Genomic DNA, 25,370 nt, shown 5'->3' on the forward strand with positions numbered 1-25,370 from the left:
CGACGCCCACCCGACCCGTCGGGGCGACTCGCCACCCTTGACGACGGCAGCGCCAGCCCGGGCCCCGGCGACGAACGCGGCGACTCGCCGCCAGACGTCGCCTAATCTCACCCCCACCCGACTCGTCGGGGCCACTCGTCGCCCGTGACGACGGCAGCGCCCGCCCCGGGGCCCGGCCTGGAGCGACGGAAGTGGCGACTCGCCGCCAGTCGTCGTCTCACCCGAGGCCCACCCGACTCATCGGGGCGACTCGCCACGGCAGACAGGGACGACCGGGCGTCGGGTGGCGGTGTCGTCCTGGGCGTCCGGGGGAGCGGCCAGGGGCTCGTCAGGACCAGCGGTACGGGACGCGGCGACTGGCCGCCGGACGTCGCCTCACCCGACCGCGACTCGACACATCGCGCCCACTCGCCACCTGCGCTCGAGGTGGCTCCGACCAGGGCGCGGACGGGCGGGGCCAGGGTCGTCGCGCGCGCCCGGTCGGCGGCACGAAGGGGCGACTCGCACCGACCACCGCCCACGCGGCTGCCGAGGACCAGCGTCAACTCGCTGGTGCCAGGCGCCCAGGTCGGCCAGCATGGCCGCGTGCACACCGACTCGACGCTCCCGCTGCAGGGCCGTACCGCGCTGGTCACCGGCGTCAGCCGGCACCGCGGCATCGCCTTCGCCGTCGCCTCCCGGCTGGCCCGGATGGGCGCCTCGCTGGCCCTCACCCACCACGGCGCCCACGACGCCACCCAGCCCTGGGGGGCCGACGACCAGGCCTCGGTGACCGCAGCCCTGCGAGAGCAGCTGGCTCCCGGGGCCCGGCTGGCCGAGGTGCCCGCCGACCTGGCCGACCCCGCCGCCCCGGACCGCGTCGTCGGCGAGCTGGCCGCCGAGCTCGGCCACCTGGACGCCCTGGTCTGCGTGCACGCCCGCTCCGGCGGGGACGCGGCGCTGCCCGAGCAGACCGCGGACCTGCTCGACGGGCACTGGCAGGTGAACGCCCGCTCCACGCTGCTGCTGACCCGCGCCTTCGCCGCCCAGCCCGGATTCGACCGGTGGCGGCCGGGGGAGGAGCCACCGGGTCGGGTGGTGTGGATCTCCTCGGGCCAGCACCTGGGCCCGATGCGGGAGGAGATCGCCTACACCGCCTCCAAGGGGGCGCTGCTGGGGGCGCTGAGGTCGGTGGCCGACCACCTGCTGGAGCGGGGCATCGTGGTGAACGCGGTCAACCCCGGCCCGGTCAACACCGGCTACCTGGACGTCGAGGGCGGGGACCGGAGCGCGGAGGTGATCACCCAGGTGGCAAGTGCCTTCCCCACCGGCCGGATGGGTGAACCCGACGACCCGGCCCGGCTGATCGCCTGGCTGGTCAGCGACGAGGGGCGCTGGGTGGTCGGCCAGGTGCTCGACACCGAGGGCGGCTTCCGGCGCTGGGCGTGAGCGGCCCAGCACGTCCGGACGGGACCGGGGCCCCGCTGGCGTAGGATCGGACGGTCCCTGTCCGGAGGGGCCGAGGGGGAGACCCTGGCGGCCCTGCGACCCGAGGCTCGTGAATTGACCAAGAAGAGCACTGCTGCGACGTCCACGTCACGGCCGAAGCGCAGCCGCGCCCTGGTGGTGGGGGTGGCTGTGGCCACCGTCGTGCTGGTGCTGGGCGCGGTCTACGTCGCGGGCTACCTGCTCGCCGGTGACCGCGCACCGCGCAACGCCTCGGTCGGCGGGGTGCCCATCGGCGGGCTCCCCCGCGAGGAGGCCGTGGCCACGCTGGAGGAGCAGCTCGCCCCCCGGGCCGACGCCCCCATCACGCTCAGCGCCGGGGACACCGTCGAGGAGCTGCTGCCGGAGGAGGTCGGGCTGTCGATCGACAGCGCCGCGTCCGTCGAGGAGTCCGGGGCCGGACGGTCCTGGGACCCCACCCAGATCTGGCAGGTGCTGACCGGGGGCAGCGAGCGCGAGCCGGTGACCCGGGTCGACGAGGCCCGCGTGGCCGAGGCCGTCGCCGCCTTCGCCGAGGGGGCCGACGGCGAGCCGGAGGACGCCACCCTGGCCTACGAGGGCACCGAGGTGCAGGTGGAGGAGGCCAGCACCGGGGTGACCGTGGACCAGCAGGCCACCGTGGAGCAGCTGGTGGAGGCCTACCCGCGCAGCACCACCGTGGAGGCCACCGCCGAGGTGACCCAGCCCGACGTCACCACCGAGGAGGCCGAGCAGGTGGCCGAGGAGGTGGCCGAGCCCGCGGTCAGCGCGCCCGTGGAGGTGGAGGCCGGTGACGCCGGCACCTTCGAGGTCAGCCCCGAGAGCATCGCCGCGGCCACCACCTTCGAGGTCGCCGAGGGCGGCTACGTGGCCCGCTACGACGCGGAGAAGCTGCTGGAGGGGAACGAGGAGGCCGTCGAGGAGCTCGACACCACCAGGGCCAAGGACGCCTACTGGACCCTCGAGGGCGGCACACCCGAGCTGGTCGAGGCCGTCGACGGCACCTCCGTCGGCGCGGACGCGCTGCTCGAGGCCGTCCGCCCGGTGCTGACCACGTCCGGCTCGGAGCGGAAGGCCTCGGTCGAGCTGACCGAGAAGAAGGCCGAGTTCACCACCGAGGACGCCGAGAAGGCGAAGGTCACCGAGGTGACCGGTGAGTTCACCACCCGCTTCCCGGTCGCGAACGGCGGTGAGTACCGCAACACCAACCTGGGTCAGGTGGCCAAGCGGATCGACGGCTACTGGTTGGCCCCCGGCGAGACGTTCTCGATGAACGGCGTGGTGGGCGAGCGGTCGGCCGAGAACGGCTTCGTCGACGGCTACGTCATCCAGGGCGGGGTGCTCAAGAAGGAGTCCGGCGGCGGGGTCTCCCAGGGTGCCACCACCATCTTCAACGCCGCCTTCTTCGCCGGTCTCGAGGACGTCGAGCACCACCCCCACACGCTCTACTTCCCCCGCTACCCACCGGGCCGTGAGGCGACGGTCTACTACGGGTCGCTGGACCTGCGGTTCAAGAACGACACGCCCTACGGCGTGGTGATCGAGGCCGACCGGGTGCCTGGCTCGGGCAGCAAGCAGGGCTCGCTGACCGTCAAGATCTGGTCCACGCCGGTCTACGACGAGATCCGCTCCCCGGACCCGGAGAAGTCCGACTTCACCTCCGGCCGCCGGCTGGAGAGCGACGACCCCGAGTGCGAGTACCAGGCACCCATCCAGGGCTTCACCGCCGACTTCCACCGCGCCTTCATCCAGGACGGCAAGGAGGTCAAGCGTGAGAACTACACCTGGACCTACGACCCCGGGGACGAGATCGTCTGCGAGTAGGGCGCAGGTGGACCTTCGCTGCACCGCCGGTGGAGCGGGGTCCATACTGGACGGAGCCGCCACGGCGGTCACAGCACACGCACCAGAGGAGAATCAACAGTGACGTACGTCATCGCGCAGCCCTGTGTGGACCTGAAGGACCGTGCCTGCGTCGAGGAGTGCCCGGTTGACTGCATCTACGAGGGCAACCGGATGCTGTACATCCACCCCGAGGAGTGCGTGGACTGCGGCGCGTGCGAACCGGTCTGCCCGGTGGAGGCCATCTTCTACGAGGACGACACCCCCGAGGAGTGGAAGGACTACTACGACGCCAACGTCAAGTTCTTCGACGGCCTCGGGATGCCCGGTGGGGCGGCCAAGATGGGTCCGATCGACAAGGACCACCCGCTGATCGAGGCGCTGCCGCCGCAGGAGCACGATGAGTGAGCCCCGCGACCGCGGCGTGACGTCCCCTCCCGCGTGAGCGGGAGCCTCGCCACCGGCCTGCCGGACTTCCCCTGGGACTCCCTGGCCGGGGCCGCCGCCACCGCACGCTCCCACCCGGACGGTCTGGTCGACCTGTCGGTGGGCACACCCGTGGACCGCACGCCCGCGCTGGCGCGCGAGGCGCTGGCCGCTGCCGCCGACGCACCCGGGTACCCGCAGACGGCGGGGACTCCGGAGCTGCGGCGGGCGATGGCCGGCTGGGCCGCCCGTCGCTGGGGCGTCCAGGGGCTGTCCCCGGAGGCCTGCCTGCCGGTGATCGGCACCAAGGAGCTGGTGGGCTGGCTGCCGACCCTGCTCGGTGCGGGCACCGGGGACGCACCGCGCACCGTGGTCTTCCCCGAGGCTGCCTACCCCACGTACAAGGTGGGCGCGCTGGTCGCCGGGGCCACCGCGGTCGCCGCGGACGACCCCGACCGGCTGGGGGACCTGCGTCCCGGGCTGGTCTGGATCAACTCCCCGTCCAACCCGACCGGTGCCGTGATGGCTCCGGAGCGGATGCGCGCCTGGGTCGAGTGGTGCCGCGAGCGGGGGGCCGTGCTGGCCTCCGACGAGTGCTACGGCGAGCTCGGCTGGGACGCCGAGCCGGTCTCGGTGCTGCACCCCGACGTGTGCGGCGGTGACCACACCGGGCTGCTGGCGGTGCACTCGCTCTCCAAGCGCTCCAACCTGGCCGGCTACCGCGCCGGGTTCGTGCTGGGCGACGCCGCCCTGGTCGCCTCGCTACTGGCCGTGCGCAAGCACCTGGGGATGATCGTGCCGGCCCCGGTCCAGGCCGCGATGACCGCGCTGCTCGACGACGACACCGAGATCGAGGCCCAGCGCGAGCGCTACCGGGCCCGGCGGGCCGTGCTGCGCCCCGCCCTCGAGGCCGCCGGGTTCACCGTCGACCACTCCGAGGGCGGTCTTTACCTCTGGGCCACCCGCGGCGAGCCCTGCCGCGACACGGTGGACTGGCTGGCCGGGCGGGGCGTCCTGGTCGCGCCGGGTGACTTCTACGGCGAGCCGGAGGTGACCGGGCGGCACGTCCGGATGGCCCTCACCGCCACCGACGAGCGCATCGCCGCCGCGGCCTCCCGGCTGGCCTGAGGCTCCTCGCGGCAGGCGCTCTGCTCAGTCCCCGGCCGGGTGGCGGGGGAGCGTGGCCTCCACCCCGTAGAGGTGCACCTCCATCCAGCTGCGGGCCCGGTCCGGGGCGCGCTCGGCCAGGGCGGCGAGGATGGCCTCGTGCTCGTGGTGGGTGGCGTGCAGCCGGGGGGAGTTGAACAGGGCCGCCCAGCGGGTTCCCACGGTGGGGGCGCTGATGGCGTCGATCAGGGCCGACAGCACCGGGTTGCCGGCCAGGTTGGCGATCATCCGGTGGAACTCCAGGTCGGCCTGCAGCATGACCTCGTGCTCGGGCGGGTCGGCGGCGATGGCCGCCGCGGCCCGGTCCAGCACGGCCCGGCCGCGCTCGGTGTCGGCGTCGGTGAACCGGCTCGCCGCCTGTCCGACCGCCTCCACCTCCAGCACCCGACGGACCTGGTGGGCGTGCACGGCCGAGGGCCCGGCCTGGAGCTTGACCCAGAACCCGAGGCCGCCCAGCAGCCGGTCCGGCGACAGCGTGGTGACGAAGGTGCCGGCCCCCTGGCGGGTCTCCAGCACCCCCAGCGCGGACAGGGCCCGGACGGCCTCGCGGAGCGATCCGCGGGAGACCCCGAGCTGCTCGGCCAGGTCCTTCTCGACCGGCAGCCGCTGGCCGGGACCGAGCCGGCCGTCGAGGATCATCTGCTGGACGGCGTCGACCACCACATCGGTCTGCGACCTCGGCTCATTCATCGGACCAGTGTGGAGCACGGGCGCCCATCTCACTAGGGTGATGCCAGCGGTGGACGCAGTCCGACCCACCGGGGCCCGGGCAGAAGTCCAACCACCGCGGCCGTGACGTCGAGCGAAGGAGCCACGTGGAGGTCGTCGACACCCACCTGCACCTGTGGGACCCGTCCGTGCTCGACTACCCGTGGCTGGCCGGTCTGGGTGCCCTGGAGGAGCCGCACCGCGTCGAGCGGGCGGCCGCCGCGGTGCCGGCCACCGCGTCGGTGGTGGTGCAGGCCGAGTCCCGTCCCGACCAGGCCCTGGCCGAGGTGGTCTGGGTCGAGGAGCAGGCCGCCGCCGGACGCCCGCTGGGGGTGGACGTGGTCGCCGTCGTGGCCGCGGCCCCGGTGGACTCCCCGGGGCTGGCCGACCACCTGGACCGGCTGGCCGAGCACCCGCTGGTCACCGGGGTGCGCCGGCTGCTGCAGGCCGAGCCCGCGGGCGCCGTGGTCGGTGAGGCGATGGCCGACGGGCTGCGGCTGGTGGGGGAGCGGGGCCTGACCTTCGACGTCTGCGTCCGCTCCGACCAGCTCGACGAGGTCACCGAGCTGGTCCGCCGGGCGCCCGGGACGCGGTGCGTGCTGGACCACCTCGGTAAGCCGCCGCTGCGCGAGCCCGGCTCCCGCGAGTCCTGGGCGCGCGCGCTGGAGACGCTGGCCGCCGCCTCGCCCGACCTCGTGCTCAAGCTCTCGGGTCTGGGCGCCGAGGCCGACCCCGACGGACCGCTGGCCGAGCAGGCGCTGTGGTTCCTCCGCCGGGGGGTGGAGGTCTTCGGCGCCGGGCGCTGCATGATCGGCTCTGACTGGCCGGTCTCCGCGCAGGGTCGCGGTGCCGGCTACGACTGGACGAGCTGGGTGGCGCTGGTGCGGGAGGCCTGCGCCGGCGCCAGCACCGAGGAGTGGGCGGCGGTCAGCACCGGCACCGCCCGACGCACCTACCTGGGAGGGGCAGCATGAGCACCGGATCACGGCTCGCGGCACGAGGGGTCCGGCTGAGCCGGGTCGCGCTGGGCACCGCCCAGCTGGGGAACCTGTACCGCGGGCTCAGCGACGAGGAGGCCACGGCCACCGTGCTGGAGGCGTGGCGCGGTGGCGTCCGCTACGTCGACACGGCCCCGCACTACGGGCTCGGGCTGTCCGAGCGCCGGGTGGGGGCGGCCCTGCAGGGGCTGCCGCGCGAGGAGGTGGTGGTCTCCAGCAAGGTCGGTCGCCTGATCCGACCCAACCCGCGGCCCGCCGAGCGCGACGACGACATCTTCGAGGTGCCGGGTGACGTGGTGCGGGTGCAGGACTACAGCGCCGCAGGGGTGCGCCGCAGCGTCGAGGAGTCGCTGCAGCGGATGGGGCTGGACCGCCTCGACATCGCCTACGTCCACGACGCCGACGACCACCTGGAGCAGGCGCTGACCCAGGCCGCACCGGAGATGTCGCGGATGCGCGACGAGGGGCTGTTCCGGGCCTGGGGTGCGGGCATGAACCAGGCCCCGGCGCTGGAGCGCTTCGCCACCGAGACCGACGCGGAGGTGGTGATGATGGCCGGCCGGCACACGCTGCTGAACCAGTCCGCCGGGTCGCTGTTCGAGGCCTGCCGCCGCACCGGCGTCGCGGTGGTGGCCGTCGGGGTGTTCAACTCCGGGGTGCTGGCCGAGGAGGAGCCGTCGGAGGACGCCTACTTCGACTACCACCGGGCGCCGGCCGACGTCCTGGAGCGGGCCCGGGCGATCGCCCGGGTCTGCCGCGAGCACGGGACCACGCTGCCGGCGGCCGCCATCGCCTACCCGCTGCGGGAGCCGGCGGTGGTCAGCGTCGCGCTCGGGGCCCAGTCCGCGGAGCAGGTGCGGGAGAACCTGGCCCGCGCGGAGGCGCAGGTCCCGGACGAGCTGTTCGACGCGCTGGCCGCGCAGGGCCTGGTGCCCGCCCGCGGCTGAGCCGCCACCACCCGTCGCGGCCACCCGGTCACGGCGGAGACGACGACGAGGGAGAACGATGAGACTGCTGCGGATCGGTCAGCCGGGCGGGGAGCGTCCGGTGGTCGAGGTCGACGGGGTGCACTACGACGCCGGCGGCGTGGTGGAGGACTTCGGGCTCGGCTTCTGGGCCGAGGGGCCGGCGGCGCTGGCCGAGGCGGTCGCCAGCGGCGCCCTGCCCCGGGTGGACGTCGAGGGCCAGCGGGTGGGTGCGGCGCTGCCGCGTGGTGGGGCGCTGATCTGCATCGGCATGAACTACGCCGCCCACGCCGCCGAGAGCGGCTCCGCCCCGCCGGAGCGGCCCATCGTCTTCCTCAAGTCCCCCGCCACGCTGGCCGGGCCCGACGACGAGGTGACCATCCCGCGCGGCTCCACCAAGACCGACTGGGAGGTCGAGCTGGGGGTGGTGATCGGGCAGGAGGCCACGAACCTGGGCGAGGACGACGACCCGCTGGCCCACGTCGCCGGCTACGTGCTGGCTAACGACCTGTCCGAGCGCACCTTCCAGCTGGAGGAGAGCGGCGGGCAGTGGAGCAAGGGCAAGTGCTGCCGCGGTTTCCTCCCGCTGGGGCCCTACGTGGCCACGCCGGACGAGGTCGACGCGACGTCGCTGCGGCTGCGCAGCTGGGTCAACGGCGAACCGCGCCAGGACTCCTCGACCGCCGACCTGGTGTTCTCCGTGGCGGAGCTGGTGCGCGACCTGAGCCAGTACATGACGCTGGAGCCCGGCGACCTGGTGCTGACCGGGACGCCCGAGGGGGTGGCGCTGTCCGGCCGCTTCCCCTACCTGGCTCCCGGTGACGTGGTGGAGCTGGAGATCGACGGCCTGGGCCGTCAGCGCCAGACCTACCGGGGCGCCTGATGACCGGCGGGGAGTTCGAGTCGCTGGTCGCGGTGGTCACCGGCGGTGGGTCCGGCATCGGGGCGCGCACGGCGGAGGTGCTGGCGGGGCGGGGCTGCACCGTGGTGGTGCTGGACGTCCGCCCCGATCCCGACAGCCCGCACGAGTCGATCGTCTGCGACGTCTCCTCCACCGCGTCGGTGGAGGCGGCGGTGGCGCAGGTGGTGGAGCGGCACGGCCGGCTGGACGTGGTGGTCAACAACGCCGGCATCGGCGCCACCGGGGACGTCTCGGCCAACGACGACGCCGAGTGGCTGCGGGTGCTGGACCTGAACGTCGTCGGCATGGTGCGGGTGTCGCGGGCCGCGCTGCCGCACCTGCGACGCTCCCCGGCGGCGGCGATCGTCAACACGTCCTCGATCGCCGCGACGGCGGGACTGCCGCAGCGGGCGCTGTACACCGCCAGCAAGGGGGCGGTGTCCGCGCTGACCCGGGCGATGGCCGCCGACCACCTGCGTGAGGGCATCCGGGTGAACTGCGTGAACCCCGGCACGGCCGACACCCCGTGGGTGCAGCGGCTGCTGGCCGGGGCCGACGACCCCGCCGCCGAGCGCAGGGCCCTGGAGGCCCGCCAGCCGCACGGCCGGCTGGTCAGCCCGGACGAGGTGGCCCAGGCGGTGGCCTACCTGGCCAGCCCGCTCAACGGCTCGACCACCGGTGTCGAGCTGGCCGTGGACGGGGGGATGCAGGCCCTCCGGCTCCGCCCGACCTGACCGGCGGCGGGTCAGCCGGCGAAGGTGATGGTGACGCTGTCCTGGGCGCCGGCGGGGCCGGGCAGCCAGTCGGCGAGGGCGTCCTCGTCGTGGGACCAGGTGAGGCCGCCGGTCTCCACGGACTGGACGCCGTGCCGCCCGCCGTTGCCCACCGCGTGCGCCGCGACCGCCCAGGCCAGGTCGGTGTCGCCGGCCTGGACGACCAGCGTGGCCGGGGTCTCCTCACCGGCGTCGGTGGTCGTCGTGTCGAGGTCGCCGAGGGTGGTGGTGAGGGAGTCGACCAGGCCCTCGGCGTCGGCGGCGTCGAGCTCGCCGTAGGAGCAGCGCAGGGCGGCGGGGGACTGCCCGGTGTAGACGCTGGCCAGCACCCGGGCGTCGGGCACGTGGTCGCGGTAGGCCTCGGGGTAGCCGCTGCGCTGGACCTCCTGGGCGACGTCGTTGATGTCGCCGCTCTCCCAGCCGTCGACCTGGACCAGGGCGTCGTAGAAGCGGCCCGTGCTGTAGTGCGGGTCCATGATCTCCTCGACGCTGCCCCACCCCTGGGAGGGCCGCTGCTGGAAGAGGCCGACGGAGTCCCGGTCACCGTGGTCGAGGTTCCGGATCCCGGTCTCCTGGTAGACCGTGGCCATGGCGATCGAGGCGGCGCGCGGGGAGAGCCCGCGGCGGACGGCCAGGCCGGTGATGATCGCGGTGTAGTGGGACTGGTCGGGGCTGACCGTCACGGAGAGGTCGTTGGCCGCCGCCACGCAGCGGGGCTGGAAGGGGGCCGGCTCGACCATCCCGCGGGACCGGAGCAGGGCGAAACCGCCGACCGCCAGGCCGACCAGGACCAGCACGGCCAGGCCGAGGCAGCCCACGGAGCGCAGCGCCCGCGTCCGGTCGGTGGCCATGGGTGTCCTTCGGTCGGTCGGGCGGCTGGAACAGCCGGTCGGGGGTGGGCCGGTCGGCGGGGGGCGTCCAGTCTGCCGGGGCCGGGCAAGGAGGTCCGGTCCCCGGCGGGGGACGCGTGGCAGGTGCTGCCGGGGTCAGTTGGCGTGCAGGGCCTGGTTGAGCTCGACGGTGCGGCCGTCGCGGCTGCGGGCCTCCACCACGCCGGTGGTGGAGTTGCGCCAGAGCTGCAGCCCGCTCCGTCCGGACAGCTCGCGGGCCTTGACCACGGTGCCGTCGGGGAGGGTGACCTTGGTGCCGGCTGTGACGTAGAGGCCGGCCTCGACCACGCAGTCGTCGCCGAGGGCGATGCCGATGCCGGCCTGGGCGCCGAGCAGGCAGCGCTCACCGATGGAGACCACCTCGGTGCCGCCGCCGGAGAGGGTGCCCATGATGGAAGCGCCGCCGCCGATGTCGGAGCCGTCGCCGACCACGACGCCGGCGCTGATGCGGCCCTCGACCATCGAGGTGCCCAGGGTGCCGGCGTTGAAGTTGACGAAGCCCTCGTGCATGACGGTGGTGCCGCTGGCCAGGTGGGCGCCGAGGCGGACGCGGTCGGCGTCGGCGATGCGGACGCCGGTGGGGAGCACGTAGTCGACCATCCGGGGGAACTTGTCGACGCCGAAGACGGTGACGTGGCCTTCGCGGACCCGGAGCGCGGCGCGGACGGTCTCGAACCCGTCGACGGCGCAGGGGCCGGCGCTGGTCCACACCACGTTGGGCAGGGCGCCGAAGATGCCGTCCAGGTTGAGCTCGCGGGGGCGCACCAGGCGGTGGCTGAGCAGGTGCAGCCGCAGGTAGGCGTCGGGGGTGCTGGCCGGGGCAGCGTCGAGGTCGATCGACACCTCGACCACCTCGGTGCGCACCCGGCGGGTGGCGTCGGTGCTCGGGGTCAGCTCGGCCGGCGGCTGCTCCGGGCCGGAGCCCAGCACGGGCGCAGGGAACCAGGTGTCCAGCACCTGACCGTCGTCGGTGGTCGTGGCCAGGCCCCAGCCGTGGGCGGTACGGGTCTCAGACATGGCGCCGAGCGTAGTGGAGGCGGGCGGTCGAGCCGGTCGCCGCCGGATGGCGGTGCGGCACCGGTTGATCGGTAGGGTCGCCGCCATGAGCCTGGACCTGACTGCCGACCTGCCCGACCTGCTGCAGGCCCTGGTCGACATCGAGTCGGTGAGCGGGGACGAGGCGCGGATCGCCGACGAGGTCGAGACGGCGCTGAGGGCGCTGCCGCACCTGGAGGTCGACCGCGACGGCGACACGGTGGTGGCGCGGACCCGGCTCGGCCGGGACGAGCGCGTGGTCGTGGCCGGTCACCTGGACACGGTCCCGGTGGCGGCGAACCTGCCGTCCCGACGGCTGGAGGTGGACGGCGTCGACGCCGTCTGGGGGCGGGGCAGCTGCGACATGAAGGGTGGGGTCGCGGTGGCGCTGGCGGTGGCCGCGGCGGCCCGCGAGCCCGTCCGCGACGTCACCTGGATCTTCTACGACCAGGAGGAGGTCGAGGCCGAGCGCAACGGCCTCGGACGGGTGGCGGCCAGCCACCCCGACTGGCTGGACGCCTCCTTCGCCGTGCTGGGCGAGCCCACCGGTGCCCGGGTGGAGGGCGGCTGCCAGGGGACGATGCGGGGCCGGATCGAGCTGCGCGGGACCGCCGCCCACTCCGCGCGGGCCTGGATGGGCCACAACGCCATCCACGACGCGGCCGACGTGCTGAGCCGGTTGCGCGACTACGAGCCCCGGCAGGTCGAGGTGGACGGCCTGGGCTACCACGAGGGCCTCAACGCGGTGTCGGTCAGTGGGGGCATCGCCGGCAACGTCATCCCCGACCGCTGCGTGGTCGACGTCAACTTCCGCTTCGCCCCCGACCGGAGCCCGGAGGAGGCGGTGGACTTCGTGCGGGACCTCTTCGCCCCGCACGAGGTCGAGGTGATGGACCTCTCCGCCGGAGCCCGGCCCGGACTGGACCAGCCGGCGGCGGCGGCGTTCGTGGCGGCGGTGGGTGGTGAGCCTCGGGCCAAGTTCGGCTGGACCGACGTGGCGCGGTTCTCCGCGGTCGGGGTGCCGGCGGTCAACTTCGGCCCCGGGGACCCGAGCAAGGCCCACGCCGACGACGAGTTCTGCCCGGTCGCGGACCTGCACACCTGCCACGACGCGCTGCTGAGGTGGCTGACCGACACCCGGTGACGTCGTGGGGCCCCGTGGCGTCGCGGCTCAGTCGGTCGGGTACTCCTCTGAGGTCCTGGTGCCCGCGCCGAGCAGCGCACGGGTGAGCTCCTCGGAGGAGGAGAGGAGCTGCTCCAGGGCGACCTCGAGGTCGCCGTCGCCGGGCTCGCCGCCCCGTTCCACGGCCCGCAGCACCACTCGACGCATCAGCTCCTTGGCGAAGGAGGCGGTCATGCCCTGCGCGCGCTCGGCGGCGGCGTGCAGCGCCTCGGCTCCGAGCGGAAGGCCCTCGGCGTAGAGGGTGAAGAGCCGGGCCCGGGCCTCGTCGTCGGGAAGGTCCACGGGCACCGCGAGGTCGACCCGTCCGGGGCGTTCGGCCAGGGCGCGCTCCAGCAGCTCGACCGGGTTGGTGGTCATGACGAAGGCGACGTCGGCGTCCCCGTCGAGGCCGTCCAGCGCGTCGAGCAGGGCGAAGAGCAGCGGCTGCGGTCCGTGCTCGTAGCGGTCCTGGGCGATCAGGTCGACGTCCTCGAGGACCACCATGGCCGGCTGCAGGGCGCGAGCCAGCTCGGTCGCCTCGCTGATCAGGGAGATGGCGGGACCGGTCAGCAGGACCACCGTCGTGCCCTCGGTGCGCGAGATCAGGTGGCGGACCGTGTGGGTCTTGCCGGTGCCGGGGGGACCGTAGAGCAGGATGCCCCGTTTGAGGTGGCGCCCTGCGGCGCGCAGGGCCTCGCGGTGCTCACCGATCCCGATGACGTGGTCGACGACCCGGTCCAGGACGCCGTCGGGCAGCACCACGTCGGAGGCGAGGACCGTGGGGCGCTGGACGAACGTGGTCCCGCTGGGCGGACCGGAGTGGGACTGCTCGGCGAAGCTGATCACCTGTCCGCGCAGGACGCTCTTCTCCCTCATCAGGCGCCGGATCTCGCCCAGCAGCCTGCCGGCGGCCGCGGGGTCGGTGGCCACGACGTCGAGGCGTGGCTCGTCCTGGCCGTAGCGCGATCGGGCCGCGGCCTGCAGCACGACCACCGGGGAGCCCTCGAAGGTGAAGAGGTGGAGGCCGAGGGCGACCACCTGCCGCTGGGTGCTGGGGCCGGTGGCCACCCTCGGTGTAGTCCACCGCTCCCTGCTCGACGTTCGCGAGGGGGTTGCTCAGCAGGTCGGTGACCGACTCGAGCGCCATCTTGCCGACGCTGTTGACCCCGACGAGCCGGGCGCCCGGGTCGGTGGCGGCGAGGGAGCTGACGGCGATGTCGGCATCGACCAGCCGGTGCTCGGCGATGGTCTCGGTGACCACGGGGAGCTGGTCGACCGGGTCCCGAGGTGCTCCTCGACGAGCTCCCCCGTCGGGGTCAGTGTGCTGGCCACCCGCTCCCGCACGACCTGCTCCATGAACTGGCGGAAGGTCTCGACGAAGGCGCGCTGGTCATCATCCATCCCGCTCATCCTGCCCAGCGACGGGGTCGCCGTACCCCGTGGCGGGGTCTTGCGGTCCGCGGAGGGGCCGGCCGTTCCGACAGCAGGTCGGCGAGGTGGTGCTCGGTCTGCTACCACCGCTGGGTCGTCGAGGACGCGCCGGTCCCTCGCCCTCGTCCACCATCAGCTCGTTCCCGGGCCAGCGCCGGTGGACCTCTCAGGCCGTGACCACGGGCCCGCTCACGTCGAGGCGGCCGACCAGGGTCGTGACCCGGTCGGTGGTCCTGGCTGGGATCGACGACACCCGCGCTGCTCGAACCCGATCAACCGGACCCGCGGGTCGACCCGGTCGACGGAGCCGCCCGGCCCAGCGACCCGCCTGGGCCGCCGTGCAGGAGGATCACCGGGATGCCGTCCGGGTCGCCGGACTCCACCCCGTACCTGCACTGGCCGTCCGCCGTCGAGAGGGGAGGAACGGGGCACCGGCCACCCGGGGCGGTCACCCAGGGTGGCACCGGCCACGGCGGGCGGGGACCGCCACCAGCCACGGGCCGAGAGGCCCGTCGCTCCGTGAGGCACGCCGAGGGACGCCAGCACGCACGCGCGCCACCGGACCCGGGACGTGGTGTCCCGAGCCGGTGGCGTGGGTCTGGGCCTAGGTCTGGGTCAGCCGACAGGCGTCGGCGCACGGGCTGGTGCCCGTGACGTCGAGCGTCCCGGCGGTGACCCGGACGCCTGATGTGGGGTCGCGGAACGTCGTGCCGTCGACGTCGGGCGGTCGCCGACGGCGTCGACGGCGTCGACGTCGATGGTGGCACCGTCGGGTCCGCGTCGGAAGCGGAGGCCATGGGGGCTGGTCCACTCGTAGTGGCCGAGGGCGACCATGCGGTAGCGCCATCGGGTGTGGGTCTTGAGCCGGTGGTGCTTGCGGCACAGCGGGGCGAGGTTGTCGGTGGAGGTCGGCCCGCCGGTGTCGTAGGGCTGGATGTGGTCGGCGTCGGTGGACCACTTGGCGGTGCCGTCCCTTCGCTCCCTCTGGGAGCGCGGATGGGCGGGGCGGCTGCACCAGGGGAAGACGCAGGTGCGGTCGCGGAGGGCGATGTGCTCGCGGATCCGGTCGGGGGCGTCGTAGCCGTCGGCGGTGAGGGTGGTGTTGAGGTCGATCACCGGTCGGACGGTGATCTTGGTGTCGGGGCGTCCGCACCAGTCGCGGATCTGGTCGGCGGTGACGGGGGTGCCGGTGTTGCCCACCCAGCCGGACGTGCTGGTGCCGGTGAGCGCGTCGGCGGAGAGGTGGAGGTAGAGGGTCACCCGCGCGGGTGCTCGACCCGGCCAGACGGTCGTCGGTGAGCGATCGGTCGCCGCGTCGGGTGCTGCTGAGCCGGGGGTCTGGTCGGCGTGCCCGGTGTCGGCGGCGGCCGCAGCCGGGGCGTCGGCCGGCACGGCGGTGCGCGCCTCAGGGGTCGCTCCGCTTCGGGCGTCGGCCGTGGGTCCGGCGGGGTCGCTGGTGCTTTCGCTGGCTCCCGCTCCGGCGGGCGTCGCGGAGGGTGTGGCGGTGGTGTCGAGCAGGTCGGGCTGAGGGGTGGTCAGGTCGAGGGCCGGCTGGGACCGGGCCAGCTCACCAGCGGCCATGGACCGGCGGACGTCGAGGCTCTTGTCGACTCCGGCCTCGGCGAGCATCCGCGCTCCGGCGCCGATGGCGGCGTTGAGGTCGAGGGCGTCGGGGAGGTCGAGGACCCCGACGACCTCCGCGAGGCCGTGTCGGCGGCCGTCTTGGTCGGGGAAGATGTCGAAGCGACGCTTCTCCTCCGCCTCGACCCGCTGCCGCTCGGCCTCATCGGGCATGTACCGGGTGATCGCGGTGGTGATCAGCCGGTCCAGCTGGGTCAGACCGACCTTCCCGGTGACGGCGGAGACCTGGTCGTCGACGAAGGTCGCTGCTTCTCGGGTGAGGTGCATGGTGCGTCCGGCGACCAGGCGGGCCTGCCACGGGGCGACCTTGCCGGTGTGGACCAGTGCCCACAGCCGGGGGAGTCGGTGACGCAGTTCGAGGGCCTGCCCGATGAGGGTGGTGCCGGCGTCGGTGGAGCAGCGCAGGGCGGCGGCGAGCTCGGCGATGCAGCCCTCGTCGACCTCCGGGGTTCCTTCACCTGCGAGTGGTGCGCCGGTGGGGCGGCCGCCGTGGGTGGCGGTGGCGGTGTAGTCGTCTTCGACCGGTGGGTGGAGATCGGCCCACTCGGCGGCAATCCGGAGCACGGCAGCGGCGGCTGCGTGCTCGGCCGCGCGGTGTCCGCGCACGTCGGCCAGCAGGGTGGCTGCGGCGTCGGTGCGGTGCTTCGTCATGCCCTTAATCTACGGCGCAGGACTGACAGAATCGGATGTGCGTTCGAATCTGTGGACAACTCCGTAGGTCGTCACGCCCGCGGTGGCCACCCCGGCAGCCGTCACCTCCGGCAGTCCGTCACGTTCCGAGGTCGTCATCCTCGGACGTCGCCACCGCGGCCACGCGCGATACCGCGGCCCAAGCGCCAGACCTGTCGGGTCTGTCCAAGAACTACCGCCACCCGCGCCGCTAGCGTCAGGGTCATGACCACGGACCAGCCCACCGCACCCGCCTCGACCACCGACCACCGCCCGAGCGACGAGCCGTCCGCCGCGGCACCCGACGCCACCCAGCACGACACCATCGACCGTGCCGACGCAGACGACGCTGTGCCGCGGTTCACCGCCAGGACCGCGCGCTTCACGGCCGTGCTCGACGGCGCGGCCGGGAGCTGGGACGCCCCCACCCCCTGCGACGGGTGGACGGTCCGCGACGTCGTGGAGCACGTGGTCAGCACCGAGCGCGACTTCCTGGGCCGGCACGGCGTCCACGTCGGCGAGGCGCTCGCCACCACCGACCCGGCTGCCGCCTGGCGCGAGCACCTCACCGCGGTGACCGAAGGGCTGTCCCGCGAGGTCGCCGCCCGCGGCTACGACGGCTGGTTCGGGCCCACCACGATCGGCGACACCATGGCCGACTTCTACGGCTGGGACCTCGTCGTGCACAGCTGGGACGTCGCCCGGGCCACCTCGCAGGAGTGGGTCATCGACGAGGAGGAGGTGCGGTCGATGTCCGCCACGACCGACGGCTGGGGCGAGGCGCTCTACAGCGAGGGCATCTGCACCGCGCCGGTGGACGTCCCCGACGACGCCTCCGGGCAGGACCGGCTGCTGGCCCGGCTCGGGCGCGACCCCTACTGGAGCCGCTGAGGACGCGTCGCACCCGACGCCACGAGGTCGTCAGCCGGGCAGCACGTCCTCCTCGACGACCACGTCGTCGGGGCTGCGGTCCGGCCGCCACCCGCGCCAGGACGGGTGGCGGATCCGGCCGGTCGGCGTCCAGTCCATGTACTCGACCTCCCCGACCAGCTCCGGGTCCACCCAGGTCACGTCGACGGTGTCCGGGCGGGGGACGTCGGGCACCGGGCAGTCCGGACGCCGGAGCGGCTCCAGCAGACGGGCGGCCTCGCGCAGCGCGGACTGGGAGAACCCGGTCCCCACCCGGCCCGCGTACTGCAGCCCGCCGTCGCGGGGCACCGCCATCACCAGCGAGCCGAGCGCGCCGTCGCGGCTGCCCTGACCGGCCTTCCAGCCGATGACGACGACCTCCTGGGCCTTCACCACCTTGATCTTCACCCACTGCTCGCTGCGCGCCCCCGGGTGGTAGCGGGAGCCGACCCGCTTGGCCACCAGCCCCTCCATGCCCATCGCCCGGCTGACCTCCATGGCCGCCGCGAAGTCCGAGCCCAGCGCGGGCGGGACCTGGATCCGCGCGTCGAGTCCCACCTCCTCGACCAGCTCCTCCAGCCGCTCCCGGCGCTCCTCGTAGGGCCGCTCGACCAGGCGCTCGCCGTCCAGCTGGAGCAGGTCGAAGCAGATCAGCTGCACGGGGACGCCGCGGGCCACCCGGGCGACGTCGGCCGCGCGGGCCAGGTTGATCCGCTGCTGCAGCCGGGCGAAGCTCGGTCGTCCGGCCGCGTCGAGGGCCACCACCTCGGCGTCCAGCACCACCCGGCGGGCGCGGAGCGGCTCCAGGGCCGCCGTCAGCTCGGGGTAGGTCGAGGCCATCGGCAGGCCCCGCCGCGACACCAGCCGCACCCCCTGCTCGTCGGCGTGCACCACCGCGCGGACGCCGTCCCACTTCATCTCGAAGACCCAGCCGTCCTCGTCGGAGAAGGTGTCGCGACGTCCGCCGGGTGAACTGGCCAGCATGGGCAGGTAGCTGGTGTCGGCCTCCTCCTCGGCGGGTCCCCCGCCCCCCGCCCCGCCCCCCGCCCCGCCCCCCGCCACGCTCGCCGGGGCGTCGACGGGCTCACGACGGCGCGAGGACGTGCCCGCAGCTGCCCCACGAGTCCCACCGGAGGACCGTCCACCGGGCTCCGACGACCCCGTCGAGCCACCCTCCGTGCCCCCGGCCGCCGCGCTCGACGGTCCGCCGGACGCCGTCCCCGGGTGCTGCTCCCGCCCACCACCGGGCAGCAGCACCGCCATCGGGTCGCCCAGCGTCGCGGCCCGCTCCAGCACCTCCGCCAGCTCCAGCTGGGCCAGTGCCGGGTCGTCCAGCTCCTCCCAGGTCCTGGGGGCCGCCACCCACGGACGTCCCCGCCCCCGCAACGAGTACGGCGCGATGGTCGTCTTGGCGCCGTTGTTCTGGCTCCAGTCCAGGAACACCTTGCCGGGACGCTCGCTCCGTCGCATCACCGAGATCACCAGGTCCGGGTGCAACCGCTGCAGCACCCCGGCGATGTCCCGCGCCCAGGTGCTGACCTCCTCGCTGCTCCGCGACCCGTCCAGGGCGGCGTAGAGGTGGATGCCCTTGCTCCCGCTGGTCACCGGCACCGTGGTCAGCTCCAGCTCGGCCAGCAGGTCGCGTGCGCTGCGGGCCACGAGCGCGCACTCCGCCAGCCCGACGCCCGGACCGGGGTCGAGGTCGAGCACCAGCCGGTCCGGGTTCAGCGGGCGCCCCCGGGCGTCGAAGCGCCACTGCGGCACGTGCAGCTCGATGGCGGCCAGCTGGGCGAACCAGGTCAGCGTCGCCACGTCGTCGGCCACCGGGTAGTCCACCGGCCGGTCCGAGTGCTGCACCCGCACCCGCCGGACCCAGTCCGGCGTCCCCGAGTCGATGTTCTTGGTGAAGAAGACCAGCTCGCGGCCACCGTCGGTCCGTCCGGCCCCCTCCGGCCACCGCTTCCGGGTCGTCGGCCGGTCCCGGACGTGGGGGAGCAGCAGCGGGGCGATCTCGGAGTAGTAGTGCAGCAGCTCGGCCTTGGTGGTGCCCGACCCCGCGAACAGCACCTTGTCCAGGTTGGTCAGCCGGAGGGTGCGTCCCTCGACGGTGATCTGCTGACCCTGGGCAGGCATGGGCACATCGTAGGGACCCCGGCCCGGGCCGCGGGTGCGCGGTTAGGGTGACCGCGTGACCCAGGAACCGCGCACACCCGCTCCCGGACCCGAGCCCGACCCCGTCGCCCCGAGCAACCGGCACCGACAGGGCCCGGTCGAGCGCGTGCTCGACGCCGAGCACCGCAGCACCACCGACCAGCACCTGCTCGACACGCGTGGGATCACCGAGTTCGTGCACACCGACCCGTGGCGGGTGCTGCGGATCCAGTCCGAGTTCGTCGAGGGCTTCGGCACGCTGGCCGAGACCGGCCCGGCCATCTCCGTCTTCGGCTCGGCCCGGCTGCGCCCGGGGCACCCGATGTACGCCGCCGCGGAGGAGGTCGGACGGCGTCTGGTGCAGGCCGGCTACGCGGTGATCACCGGCGGCGGTCCGGGCATCATGGAGGCGGCCAACAAGGGGGCCGCGGGGGCGGGAGGGACCTCGATCGGTCTCGGCATCGAGCTGCCCTTCGAGAGCCGGCTGAACGACTACGTCACCCTCGGCATCAACTTCCGCTACTTCTTCGCCCGTAAGACCATGTTCGTCAAGTACTCCCAGGGCTTCGTGGTGATGCCGGGCGGGTTCGGCACCTTCGACGAGCTGTTCGAGGCCCTCACCCTGGTCCAGACCGAGAAGGTGACGAACTTCCCGGTGGTGCTGTTCGGCACCTCCTACTGGCAGGGGCTGGTGGACTGGCTGCGGGACCAGGCGCTGGCCGAGGGCTGCATCAACCCCGTCGACGTCGAGATGCTGCAGCTCAGCGACGACGTCGACGAGGTGCTGGACATCATGGTCAACAACCGCACCCCCTTCCTGCCCAGCCGCCGGCCGGTCGAGGGCTGACCCGGCTCCGCGACCCGGGCCGACCGCCCCCGGCCCGCGCCCGGGCTCAGCGGATCGAGGAGCGGAACCGGCGCAGCCGCAGCGAGTTCGTCACCACGAACACCGACGACAGCGCCATCGCCGCCCCCGCCACCATCGGCGTCAGGAAGCCCAGAGCGGCCAGCGGGATCGCCGCCACGTTGTAGGCGAAGGCCCAGAACAGGTTGACCTTGATGGTGCGCAGGGTCCGTCGGGCCAGCCGCACGGCGTCCACGGCCAGCCGCAGGTCCGGACGCACCAGCGTCACGTCACCGGCCTCCATCGCGGCGTCGGTGCCCGAGCCCATGGCCAGCCCCAGGTCCGCGGTGGCCAGCGCGGCCGCGTCGTTGACCCCGTCGCCCACCATGGCCACCCGGCGGCCCTCCGCCTGCAGCGCCCGCACCACCGCGACCTTGTCCTCCGGGCTCACCCCGGCGTGCACCTCCTCGATGCCCAGCGCCGCCGCCACCCGGTGCGCGACCACGGCGTTGTCCCCGGTCAGCAGCACCGGCCGGAGCCCCAGCGAACGCAGCCCGGCGACGGCCTCGACCGAGGTGTCGCGGAGCCGGTCGGCCACCACGACCACCCCGATGGCGGTGCCGTCGCGGGCCACCAGGACGGCCGTCCCGCCCTGCTCGCCCTCGGCCAGGGCGTCCAGCAGGTCCTCGTCCACCGGAACGCCCTCGGCGCGCAGCAGCGCCGCACGCCCCACCAGCACCGGGTGCTCGGCCCCCGGCGGACCCACCCGGCCGCGGACGCCCGCGCCGGGCAGGGCGGTGAAGTCCGAGACCGGCAGCAGCGCCCCGCGACGGCGGGCCTCGGCGGCGACCGCACGTCCCACCGGGTGCTCGGAGTGCTCCTCCAGCGAACCGGCCAGCGCCACCAGCGTGTCGGCGTCGACCCCCGACCCCGCGGCGGGCAGCGCCGCGGCGAAGGTCATCTCGCCGGTGGTCAGGGTGCCGGTCTTGTCCAGCACCACCGCGTCCACGCTCCGGGTCGCCTCCAGCGCCTCCGGGCCCTTGATCAGGATCCCGAGCTGAGCGCCGCGGCCGGTCCCGACCATCAGCGCGGTCGGGGTGGCCAGGCCCAGCGCGCAGGGGCAGGCGATGATCAGCACCGCCACCGCCGCGGTGAAGGCCGCGGTGGTGCCGAGCCCGAGCGCGATCCAGGCCGCCAGGGTCACCAGCGCGATCCCGACCACCACCGGGACGAACACCCCGGAGATGCGGTCGGCCAGCCGCTGCACCCGCGCCTTGCCGTTCTGCGCCTCGTCCACCAGCCGGGCCATCCGGGCCAGCTGGGTGTCCTCACCCACCCGGGTGGCCCGCACCACCAGCCGTCCGCCGGAGACCAGCGACCCGCCGGTGACCGCGGACCCCGGCTCCACCTCCTGCGGCACCGGCTCACCGGTCAGCAGCGACACGTCGACCGCGGCGCGCCCGCGCACCACCTCGCCGTCGGTGGGCACCTTCCCGCCCGGGCGGACCACCACGTGGTCCCCGACCGCCAGGCGCTCGATCGCGACGAGCTCGACCCGGTCGCCGTCCGGCCCGTCGGGCAGCAGGTCCGCCTCGCGCGCCCCCAGGTCCAGCAGTGCGCGCAACGCCGCACCCGAGCGCCGCTTGGCCCGGGCCTCGAACCAGCGCCCGGCCAGCACGAAGGTGGTGACGGCGGTGGCCGCCTCCAGGTAGACCTCGTCGGTGCCGCCACGCTCCAGCGGTGAGCCCATGCCCTCCATCGGCGCCCGCCCGGCGGTGCCCCACAGCAGGGCCCACACCGACCAGAGCAGGGCGGCCAGGGTGCCCACCGAGACCAGCGTGTCCATGGTGGCCGCGCCGTGGCGCAGGTTCTGCGCGGCGGCACGGTGGAAGGGCCAGCCACCCCAGACCACCACCGGGGCGGACAGGGTCAGCGCCATCCACTGCCAGTCCTCGAACTGCAGCACCGGGACCATCGAGACCAGCACCACCGGCAGGCTCAGCACCGCCGAGACGAAGGTGCGGTGGCGCAGGTCCGCGTCGGGGCCACCCTCGGGGGCCTCGGCGTCCTCCTCGGCGCGGCGGGGGACCCGGGCGACGTACCCGGTCGCCTCCACGGCGCGCACCAGGTCCTCGGTGCTGACCGCGCCGGTGTGCTCCACCACGGCCCGCTCGGTGCCGTAGCTGACGCTGGCCGTGACGCCGTCCAGCTTGTTGAGCCGCCGCTCGATCCGGTTCGCGCAGGAGGCGCAGGTCATCCCCTCGATGTCGAGCTCGACACGGGTGGCAGGGGGAACCGTCACTCCCGTGACCTGGTCGGTGCGGCTGCTCATCAGGACCTCTCTCAGACCAGCTGGTAGCCGGCCTCGTCGACCGCGGCGGAGACGTCCTCGCGGGAGACGGGCTGGTCGCTGGTGACGACGACGGAACCGGAGGACAGGTCGACCTGGACGCCGGTGACGCCGGCGATCTCGCCGACCTCCTCGGTGACCGAGGCGACGCAGTGCTCGCAGGTCATGCCGGTCACGGTCCAGGTGGTGCTGCTGCTCATGCTCGTGCTCCTTCGGTGGGTGGGGTGCCGCTCAGGACCGGACCAGCCGGCTGATGGCGTCGGTGGCTTCCTTGATCTTGACCTGCGCCTCGTCGTCGCCCGCACGGGCGGCGTCCACGACGCAGTGGGTCATGTGCTCCTCGAGCAGACCCATCGAGACCGCGTGCAGCGCCTTGGTCATGGCGCTGACCTGGGTGAGGATGTCGATGCAGTACTTCTCCTCCTCGACCATCCGCTGCAGCCCGCGGGCCTGGCCCTCGATGCGGCGCAGCCGCTTGAGGTAGTCGTCCTTGCGCTGGATGTAGCCGTGCTGGTGCTCCACGCGTCCTCCTCGGTCGGTCACGCCACACCATACCCCCCTAGGGTATGAGGTGCGAACCCGGGCCTCGATACGGTCCCGGCATGAGCCCCGCCGCGGTCCCCACCACGCCCCTGACGCTCGGCACGTCCTTCCTCGGCGCCCGCGGGGACGCCGCCCGGACCGCCGAGCTCGCCGACCGGCTGCTGGCCTCCCCGCACGCCATCGACACCTCCAACGCCTACGCCGGCGGTCGCAGCGAGCAGCACCTGGGGGCGGCGGTGCACCGGGCCGGCGGCCTGCGCGCAGGGCAGATCATCTACTCCAAGGCCGACGCCGACCCGCGCACCGGCGTCTTCGACCGCGACCGCGTGCTCACCTCGCTGGAGGAGTCGCTGCACCGCCTCGAGGTCGACCACCTGCCGCTCTACCACCTGCACGACCCGCAGCCCCGCCCGGTGGCTGAGCTGATGGCGCCCGGCGGCGCGGTGGAGACGCTGGTGCAGCTGCGCGAGGAGGGGGTGGTGGGAGCGATCGGCATCGCGGCGGGCCCGCGCGAGATGGTGCACGAGTACGTCCGCACCGGCGCCTTCGACGCGGTCCTGACCCACAACCGCTTCACCCTGGCCGACCGCAGCGCCCGACCGCTGATGGAGACCGCGCGCGAGCAGGGCATGACGGTGTTCAACGCCGCACCCTTCGGCGGTGGAGTGCTGGCCGACCCCTCCAAGCAGGAGTACGGCTACCGGCCGCTGCCGGAGGAGCTGGTGCGCTGGATCGAACGCCTCCGCGAGCTGGCCCGGGACCACCACGTCGAGCTGGCCGCGGCCGCGCTGCACTTCTCGGTGCGCAGCGACCTGGTCGACTCCACCGTGGTCGGCATCACCACGACCGAGCGGCTGCGCCAGCTCGAGCGGCTGGCCACCTCCGTGGTCCCCGACGCCTTCTGGTCCGACCTGGACGGGCTGGGTGAGCCGCCGGCCAGCGGCACCGACTGACCCTGGTGTGGCACGATCGCAGCCATGGAGTGGGCGATGGCCGTGGTCGCGGTGGCGGTGCTGGCGATCGGGGCCGTCGCGGCGACCGGACGGCTCGGCGGGATGGCCGAGGAGCCGGTCCGCGACTCCCTGCGCCGGCCCCTTCCCCCGCACCCGCTCGGTGAGCAGGACGTCGTCGCCGTGCGTCTCGGGGTGGCCCTGCGCGGCTACTCGATGACCGAGGTCGACGAGCTGCTGGAGCGGCTGGCCCGTGAGGTGGGGGAGCGCGACGAGCGCATCGCCGCCCTGGAGCACCAGCTCAGCACCCAGGACGTCCACCTCGGTGCGCTGGAGCGCGAGCGGGACGAGCGCCAGGTGCGCCCGTCGGACCGCGACGACCTCGAGTCCGCCGAGGTCTTCGGTCCCCGCCCGCAGGAGCGGTCGGCGTGAGCGAGTCGGGTGCGGTCACCGACTCCGGCGCGGTGGTCGGCGCCGACGGGCTGCTGCGCTGCCCCTGGGGTCTGTCCACCCCCGACTACGTCCGCTACCACGACGAGGAGTGGGGCCGCCCGGTGCGCAGCGCGGCCGGGCTCTACGAGCGGCTCACCCTGGAGGCCTTCCAGTCCGGGCTCAGCTGGCTGACCATCCTGCGCAAGCGGCCGGCCTTCCGTGCCGCCTTCGCCGGCTTCGACCCCGAGCGGGTGGCGGCCTTCGGGCCGGAGGACACCGCGCGCCTGCTCACCGACGCCGGCATCGTGCGGAACCGGCTCAAGATCGAGGCGGCGGTGACCAACGCGCGGGCCGTGGTGGCCATGGGTGAGGACTTCACCGCCACCGTGTCGGATTCGCCCAGCCCGACCGCCCGCGCCCGACGCGGCTGACCGACGTCCCCGCCAGCACCCCGGAGTCGCGCCAGCTCTCGAAGGCGCTCAGGGCGAAGGGGATACGCTTCGTCGGGCCGACCACCGCCTACGCCCTGATGCAGGCGGTCGGTCTGGTCGACGACCACCTGGTCGACTGCCACGTCCCACCCGGGGCGGCCGCAGCCTGAGGGTCTCGAGCACAGGAGCCTGATGTACCGACTGAGCGTGGACGTGTGGAGCCCGGCCAGCCCGGAGCAGATCTGGGACGTGCTGCTCGACTGGCGCGGCCAGCACCGGTGGATCCCCTTCACCTCGGTGGAGGTGGTGGAGGGAACCGGGTACGACGTGGGCGACCGGGTGCTGGCGGTGAGCCGTCCGGGCCCCGGCCGACGCCAGCGCGGGCTGGTGGACCGGATGCGGCTGACCCGGGTGATCCCCGGCCACCTGCTCGAGGTCGAGCACCTGGGGCCCCAGTTCCGCGGTCGCGGCGAGTTCAAGCTGGTGGTGGCCGAGGGTCCCTCCTGCACCGGCACGACCATCCGCTGCACCGAGGACGTCACCGGTCCGCTGCTGGTGGTGAGGGCCGCCGCCCTGGCCGGACCGGTGGTGCGGCCGCTGCTGGCGCGCAGCCTGCGCACCCTCTCGGAGGTGGCGCTGCGCTCGAGCACACCCGGTGCCGCGGGACGCGCCTCCTGAGCGGACTACC

The 25,370-nt window shown here is 74.2% G+C and carries 25 protein-coding genes; 16 read left to right on the forward strand and 9 right to left on the reverse strand.

Going from position 1 to position 25,370, the window contains the following annotated elements:
• Window positions 1–585: 585 nt before the first annotated feature.
• From BLT52_RS12630 to dapC, 4 genes are all read left to right on the forward strand, one after another.
• A complete protein-coding gene (locus BLT52_RS12630; RefSeq protein ID WP_090594076.1) occupies window positions 586–1,428 on the forward strand; it encodes an SDR family oxidoreductase in 843 nt (280 codons plus the stop codon).
• Between the two features lie 114 nt (window positions 1,429–1,542).
• Window positions 1,543–3,288, forward strand: a complete 1,746-nt coding sequence (locus BLT52_RS12635; protein WP_090594078.1) for a VanW family protein — start codon at window positions 1,543–1,545, stop codon at window positions 3,286–3,288.
• A gap of 99 nt (window positions 3,289–3,387) precedes the next feature.
• A complete protein-coding gene (fdxA, locus tag BLT52_RS12640) occupies window positions 3,388–3,714 on the forward strand; it encodes a ferredoxin (protein WP_090594079.1) in 327 nt (108 codons plus the stop codon).
• A 33-nt stretch (window positions 3,715–3,747) separates the two neighbouring features.
• The gene (gene dapC, locus BLT52_RS12645) at window positions 3,748–4,860 is read left to right on the forward strand and encodes a succinyldiaminopimelate transaminase (protein WP_231946297.1); all 1,113 of its coding nucleotides are present in this window, start codon (window positions 3,748–3,750) and stop codon (window positions 4,858–4,860) included.
• Window positions 4,861–4,884: 24 nt separating this feature from the next.
• On the opposite strand, the gene BLT52_RS12650 is transcribed toward dapC, so the two are convergent.
• On the reverse strand, window positions 4,885–5,589 hold the full coding sequence (locus BLT52_RS12650) for a FadR/GntR family transcriptional regulator (RefSeq protein ID WP_090594081.1): 705 nt from the start codon (window positions 5,587–5,589) through the stop codon (window positions 4,885–4,887).
• Window positions 5,590–5,714: 125 nt separating this feature from the next.
• Here BLT52_RS12650 and BLT52_RS12655 point away from each other — a divergent pair, with 125 nt between their 5' ends.
• From BLT52_RS12655 to BLT52_RS12670, 4 genes are read left to right on the forward strand one after another with little or no spacing between them, the layout of a single operon-like run.
• A complete protein-coding gene (locus BLT52_RS12655; RefSeq protein ID WP_090594083.1) occupies window positions 5,715–6,581 on the forward strand; it encodes an amidohydrolase family protein in 867 nt (288 codons plus the stop codon).
• Window positions 6,578–7,552, forward strand: a complete 975-nt coding sequence (locus tag BLT52_RS12660; RefSeq protein ID WP_090594084.1) for an aldo/keto reductase — start codon at window positions 6,578–6,580, stop codon at window positions 7,550–7,552. Before BLT52_RS12655 ends, BLT52_RS12660 begins: the two co-directional genes overlap by 4 nt.
• Window positions 7,553–7,610: 58 nt before the next feature.
• Window positions 7,611–8,453, forward strand: coding sequence for a fumarylacetoacetate hydrolase family protein (locus BLT52_RS12665; RefSeq protein WP_090594086.1), 843 nt, complete (start codon window positions 7,611–7,613; stop codon window positions 8,451–8,453).
• Complete coding sequence (locus tag BLT52_RS12670; RefSeq protein WP_090594088.1) at window positions 8,453–9,205, forward strand: SDR family NAD(P)-dependent oxidoreductase; 753 nt, start codon at window positions 8,453–8,455, stop codon at window positions 9,203–9,205. Before BLT52_RS12665 ends, BLT52_RS12670 begins: the two co-directional genes overlap by 1 nt.
• Window positions 9,206–9,216: 11 nt before the next feature.
• On the opposite strand, the gene BLT52_RS12675 is transcribed toward BLT52_RS12670, so the two are convergent.
• Together BLT52_RS12675 and dapD are read right to left on the reverse strand one after the other, a co-directional pair.
• Window positions 9,217–10,095 carry a hypothetical protein gene (locus BLT52_RS12675; protein WP_090594089.1) on the reverse strand — a complete coding sequence of 293 codons (879 nt, stop codon included), beginning with the start codon at window positions 10,093–10,095 and terminating at the stop codon, window positions 9,217–9,219.
• A gap of 135 nt (window positions 10,096–10,230) precedes the next feature.
• Window positions 10,231–11,151 (reverse strand): 2,3,4,5-tetrahydropyridine-2,6-dicarboxylate N-succinyltransferase, encoded by a 921-nt coding sequence (gene dapD, locus BLT52_RS12680; protein WP_090594091.1) that lies wholly within the window; start codon window positions 11,149–11,151, stop codon window positions 10,231–10,233.
• 85 nt (window positions 11,152–11,236) lie between these two features.
• Between dapD and dapE the strand changes: the two genes are divergently transcribed.
• Complete coding sequence (gene dapE / locus BLT52_RS12685; protein ID WP_090596716.1) at window positions 11,237–12,313, forward strand: succinyl-diaminopimelate desuccinylase; 1,077 nt, start codon at window positions 11,237–11,239, stop codon at window positions 12,311–12,313.
• A 27-nt stretch (window positions 12,314–12,340) separates the two neighbouring features.
• On the opposite strand, the gene BLT52_RS12690 is transcribed toward dapE, so the two are convergent.
• Window positions 12,341–13,399 carry an AAA family ATPase gene (locus tag BLT52_RS12690; protein ID WP_090594093.1) on the reverse strand — a complete coding sequence of 353 codons (1,059 nt, stop codon included), beginning with the start codon at window positions 13,397–13,399 and terminating at the stop codon, window positions 12,341–12,343.
• Between the two features lie 978 nt (window positions 13,400–14,377).
• The gene (locus BLT52_RS21710; protein ID WP_157677119.1) at window positions 14,378–16,054 is read right to left on the reverse strand and encodes an HNH endonuclease signature motif containing protein; all 1,677 of its coding nucleotides are present in this window, start codon (window positions 16,052–16,054) and stop codon (window positions 14,378–14,380) included.
• Between the two features lie 243 nt (window positions 16,055–16,297).
• Here BLT52_RS21710 and BLT52_RS12700 point away from each other — a divergent pair, with 243 nt between their 5' ends.
• On the forward strand, window positions 16,298–16,963 hold the full coding sequence (locus BLT52_RS12700) for a TIGR03086 family metal-binding protein (RefSeq protein WP_090594094.1): 666 nt from the start codon (window positions 16,298–16,300) through the stop codon (window positions 16,961–16,963).
• A 30-nt stretch (window positions 16,964–16,993) separates the two neighbouring features.
• Here the strand turns inward: BLT52_RS12700 and ligD are convergent, their stop codons facing one another.
• The gene (gene ligD, locus BLT52_RS12705) at window positions 16,994–19,114 is read right to left on the reverse strand and encodes a non-homologous end-joining DNA ligase (protein WP_090594096.1); all 2,121 of its coding nucleotides are present in this window, start codon (window positions 19,112–19,114) and stop codon (window positions 16,994–16,996) included.
• A 55-nt stretch (window positions 19,115–19,169) separates the two neighbouring features.
• Between ligD and BLT52_RS12710 the strand changes: the two genes are divergently transcribed.
• Window positions 19,170–19,979: an LOG family protein gene (locus tag BLT52_RS12710; RefSeq protein WP_197679031.1), complete on the forward strand. Its 810-nt coding sequence runs from the start codon at window positions 19,170–19,172 to the stop codon at window positions 19,977–19,979.
• A 46-nt stretch (window positions 19,980–20,025) separates the two neighbouring features.
• Here BLT52_RS12710 and BLT52_RS12715 read toward each other — a convergent pair whose 3' ends face one another.
• From BLT52_RS12715 to BLT52_RS12725, 3 genes are read right to left on the reverse strand one after another with little or no spacing between them, the layout of a single operon-like run.
• Window positions 20,026–22,308 carry a heavy metal translocating P-type ATPase gene (locus BLT52_RS12715; RefSeq protein WP_090594097.1) on the reverse strand — a complete coding sequence of 761 codons (2,283 nt, stop codon included), beginning with the start codon at window positions 22,306–22,308 and terminating at the stop codon, window positions 20,026–20,028.
• Window positions 22,309–22,319: 11 nt separating this feature from the next.
• On the reverse strand, window positions 22,320–22,526 hold the full coding sequence (locus BLT52_RS12720; protein WP_090594099.1) for a heavy-metal-associated domain-containing protein: 207 nt from the start codon (window positions 22,524–22,526) through the stop codon (window positions 22,320–22,322).
• Window positions 22,527–22,557: 31 nt separating this feature from the next.
• A complete protein-coding gene (locus BLT52_RS12725) occupies window positions 22,558–22,848 on the reverse strand; it encodes a metal-sensitive transcriptional regulator (protein WP_231946298.1) in 291 nt (96 codons plus the stop codon).
• A gap of 80 nt (window positions 22,849–22,928) precedes the next feature.
• Here BLT52_RS12725 and BLT52_RS12730 point away from each other — a divergent pair, with 80 nt between their 5' ends.
• Genes BLT52_RS12730 through BLT52_RS12745 form a run of 5 tightly spaced genes read left to right on the forward strand, consistent with a single transcriptional unit; the run spans window position 22,929 to window position 25,360 of the window.
• A complete protein-coding gene (locus tag BLT52_RS12730; protein ID WP_090594102.1) occupies window positions 22,929–23,822 on the forward strand; it encodes an aldo/keto reductase in 894 nt (297 codons plus the stop codon).
• A 24-nt stretch (window positions 23,823–23,846) separates the two neighbouring features.
• Window positions 23,847–24,251 (forward strand): DivIVA domain-containing protein, encoded by a 405-nt coding sequence (locus tag BLT52_RS12735; RefSeq protein ID WP_090594103.1) that lies wholly within the window; start codon window positions 23,847–23,849, stop codon window positions 24,249–24,251.
• On the forward strand, window positions 24,248–24,682 hold the full coding sequence (locus tag BLT52_RS21715; RefSeq protein WP_269457553.1) for a DNA-3-methyladenine glycosylase I: 435 nt from the start codon (window positions 24,248–24,250) through the stop codon (window positions 24,680–24,682). Before BLT52_RS12735 ends, BLT52_RS21715 begins: the two co-directional genes overlap by 4 nt.
• Window positions 24,679–24,852, forward strand: coding sequence for a DNA-3-methyladenine glycosylase I (locus tag BLT52_RS21720; RefSeq protein ID WP_269457611.1), 174 nt, complete (start codon window positions 24,679–24,681; stop codon window positions 24,850–24,852). Before BLT52_RS21715 ends, BLT52_RS21720 begins: the two co-directional genes overlap by 4 nt.
• Window positions 24,853–24,874: 22 nt before the next feature.
• A complete protein-coding gene (locus tag BLT52_RS12745; RefSeq protein ID WP_090594104.1) occupies window positions 24,875–25,360 on the forward strand; it encodes an SRPBCC family protein in 486 nt (161 codons plus the stop codon).
• Window positions 25,361–25,370: the final 10 nt, after the last annotated feature.

The sequence above is a fragment of the Auraticoccus monumenti genome (genome assembly GCF_900101785.1).
Classification (GTDB): domain Bacteria; phylum Actinomycetota; class Actinomycetes; order Propionibacteriales; family Propionibacteriaceae; genus Auraticoccus; species Auraticoccus monumenti.

Bases quoted from the DNA above. Each gene is read 5' to 3' on its own strand.
- BLT52_RS12730 (WP_090594102.1), top strand. From the start codon at position 22,929: ATGAGCCCCGCCGCGGTCCCCACCACGCCCCTGACGCTCGGCACGTCC.
- BLT52_RS12715 (WP_090594097.1), bottom strand. From the start codon at position 22,308: ATGAGCAGCCGCACCGACCAGGTCACGGGAGTGACGGTTCCCCCTGCC.
- ligD (WP_090594096.1), bottom strand. From the start codon at position 19,114: ATGCCTGCCCAGGGTCAGCAGATCACCGTCGAGGGACGCACCCTCCGG.
- BLT52_RS21710 (WP_157677119.1), bottom strand. From the start codon at position 16,054: ATGACGAAGCACCGCACCGACGCCGCAGCCACCCTGCTGGCCGACGTG.
- BLT52_RS12720 (WP_090594099.1), bottom strand. From the start codon at position 22,526: ATGAGCAGCAGCACCACCTGGACCGTGACCGGCATGACCTGCGAGCAC.
- BLT52_RS12665 (WP_090594086.1), top strand. From the start codon at position 7,611: ATGAGACTGCTGCGGATCGGTCAGCCGGGCGGGGAGCGTCCGGTGGTC.
- BLT52_RS12660 (WP_090594084.1), top strand. From the start codon at position 6,578: ATGAGCACCGGATCACGGCTCGCGGCACGAGGGGTCCGGCTGAGCCGG.
- BLT52_RS12735 (WP_090594103.1), top strand. From the start codon at position 23,847: ATGGAGTGGGCGATGGCCGTGGTCGCGGTGGCGGTGCTGGCGATCGGG.
- BLT52_RS12700 (WP_090594094.1), top strand. From the start codon at position 16,298: ATGACCACGGACCAGCCCACCGCACCCGCCTCGACCACCGACCACCGC.
- dapD (WP_090594091.1), bottom strand. From the start codon at position 11,151: ATGTCTGAGACCCGTACCGCCCACGGCTGGGGCCTGGCCACGACCACC.
- dapE (WP_090596716.1), top strand. From the start codon at position 11,237: ATGAGCCTGGACCTGACTGCCGACCTGCCCGACCTGCTGCAGGCCCTG.
- BLT52_RS12670 (WP_090594088.1), top strand. From the start codon at position 8,453: ATGACCGGCGGGGAGTTCGAGTCGCTGGTCGCGGTGGTCACCGGCGGT.
- BLT52_RS12675 (WP_090594089.1), bottom strand. From the start codon at position 10,095: ATGGCCACCGACCGGACGCGGGCGCTGCGCTCCGTGGGCTGCCTCGGC.
- BLT52_RS12745 (WP_090594104.1), top strand. From the start codon at position 24,875: ATGTACCGACTGAGCGTGGACGTGTGGAGCCCGGCCAGCCCGGAGCAG.
- BLT52_RS12650 (WP_090594081.1), bottom strand. From the start codon at position 5,589: ATGAATGAGCCGAGGTCGCAGACCGATGTGGTGGTCGACGCCGTCCAG.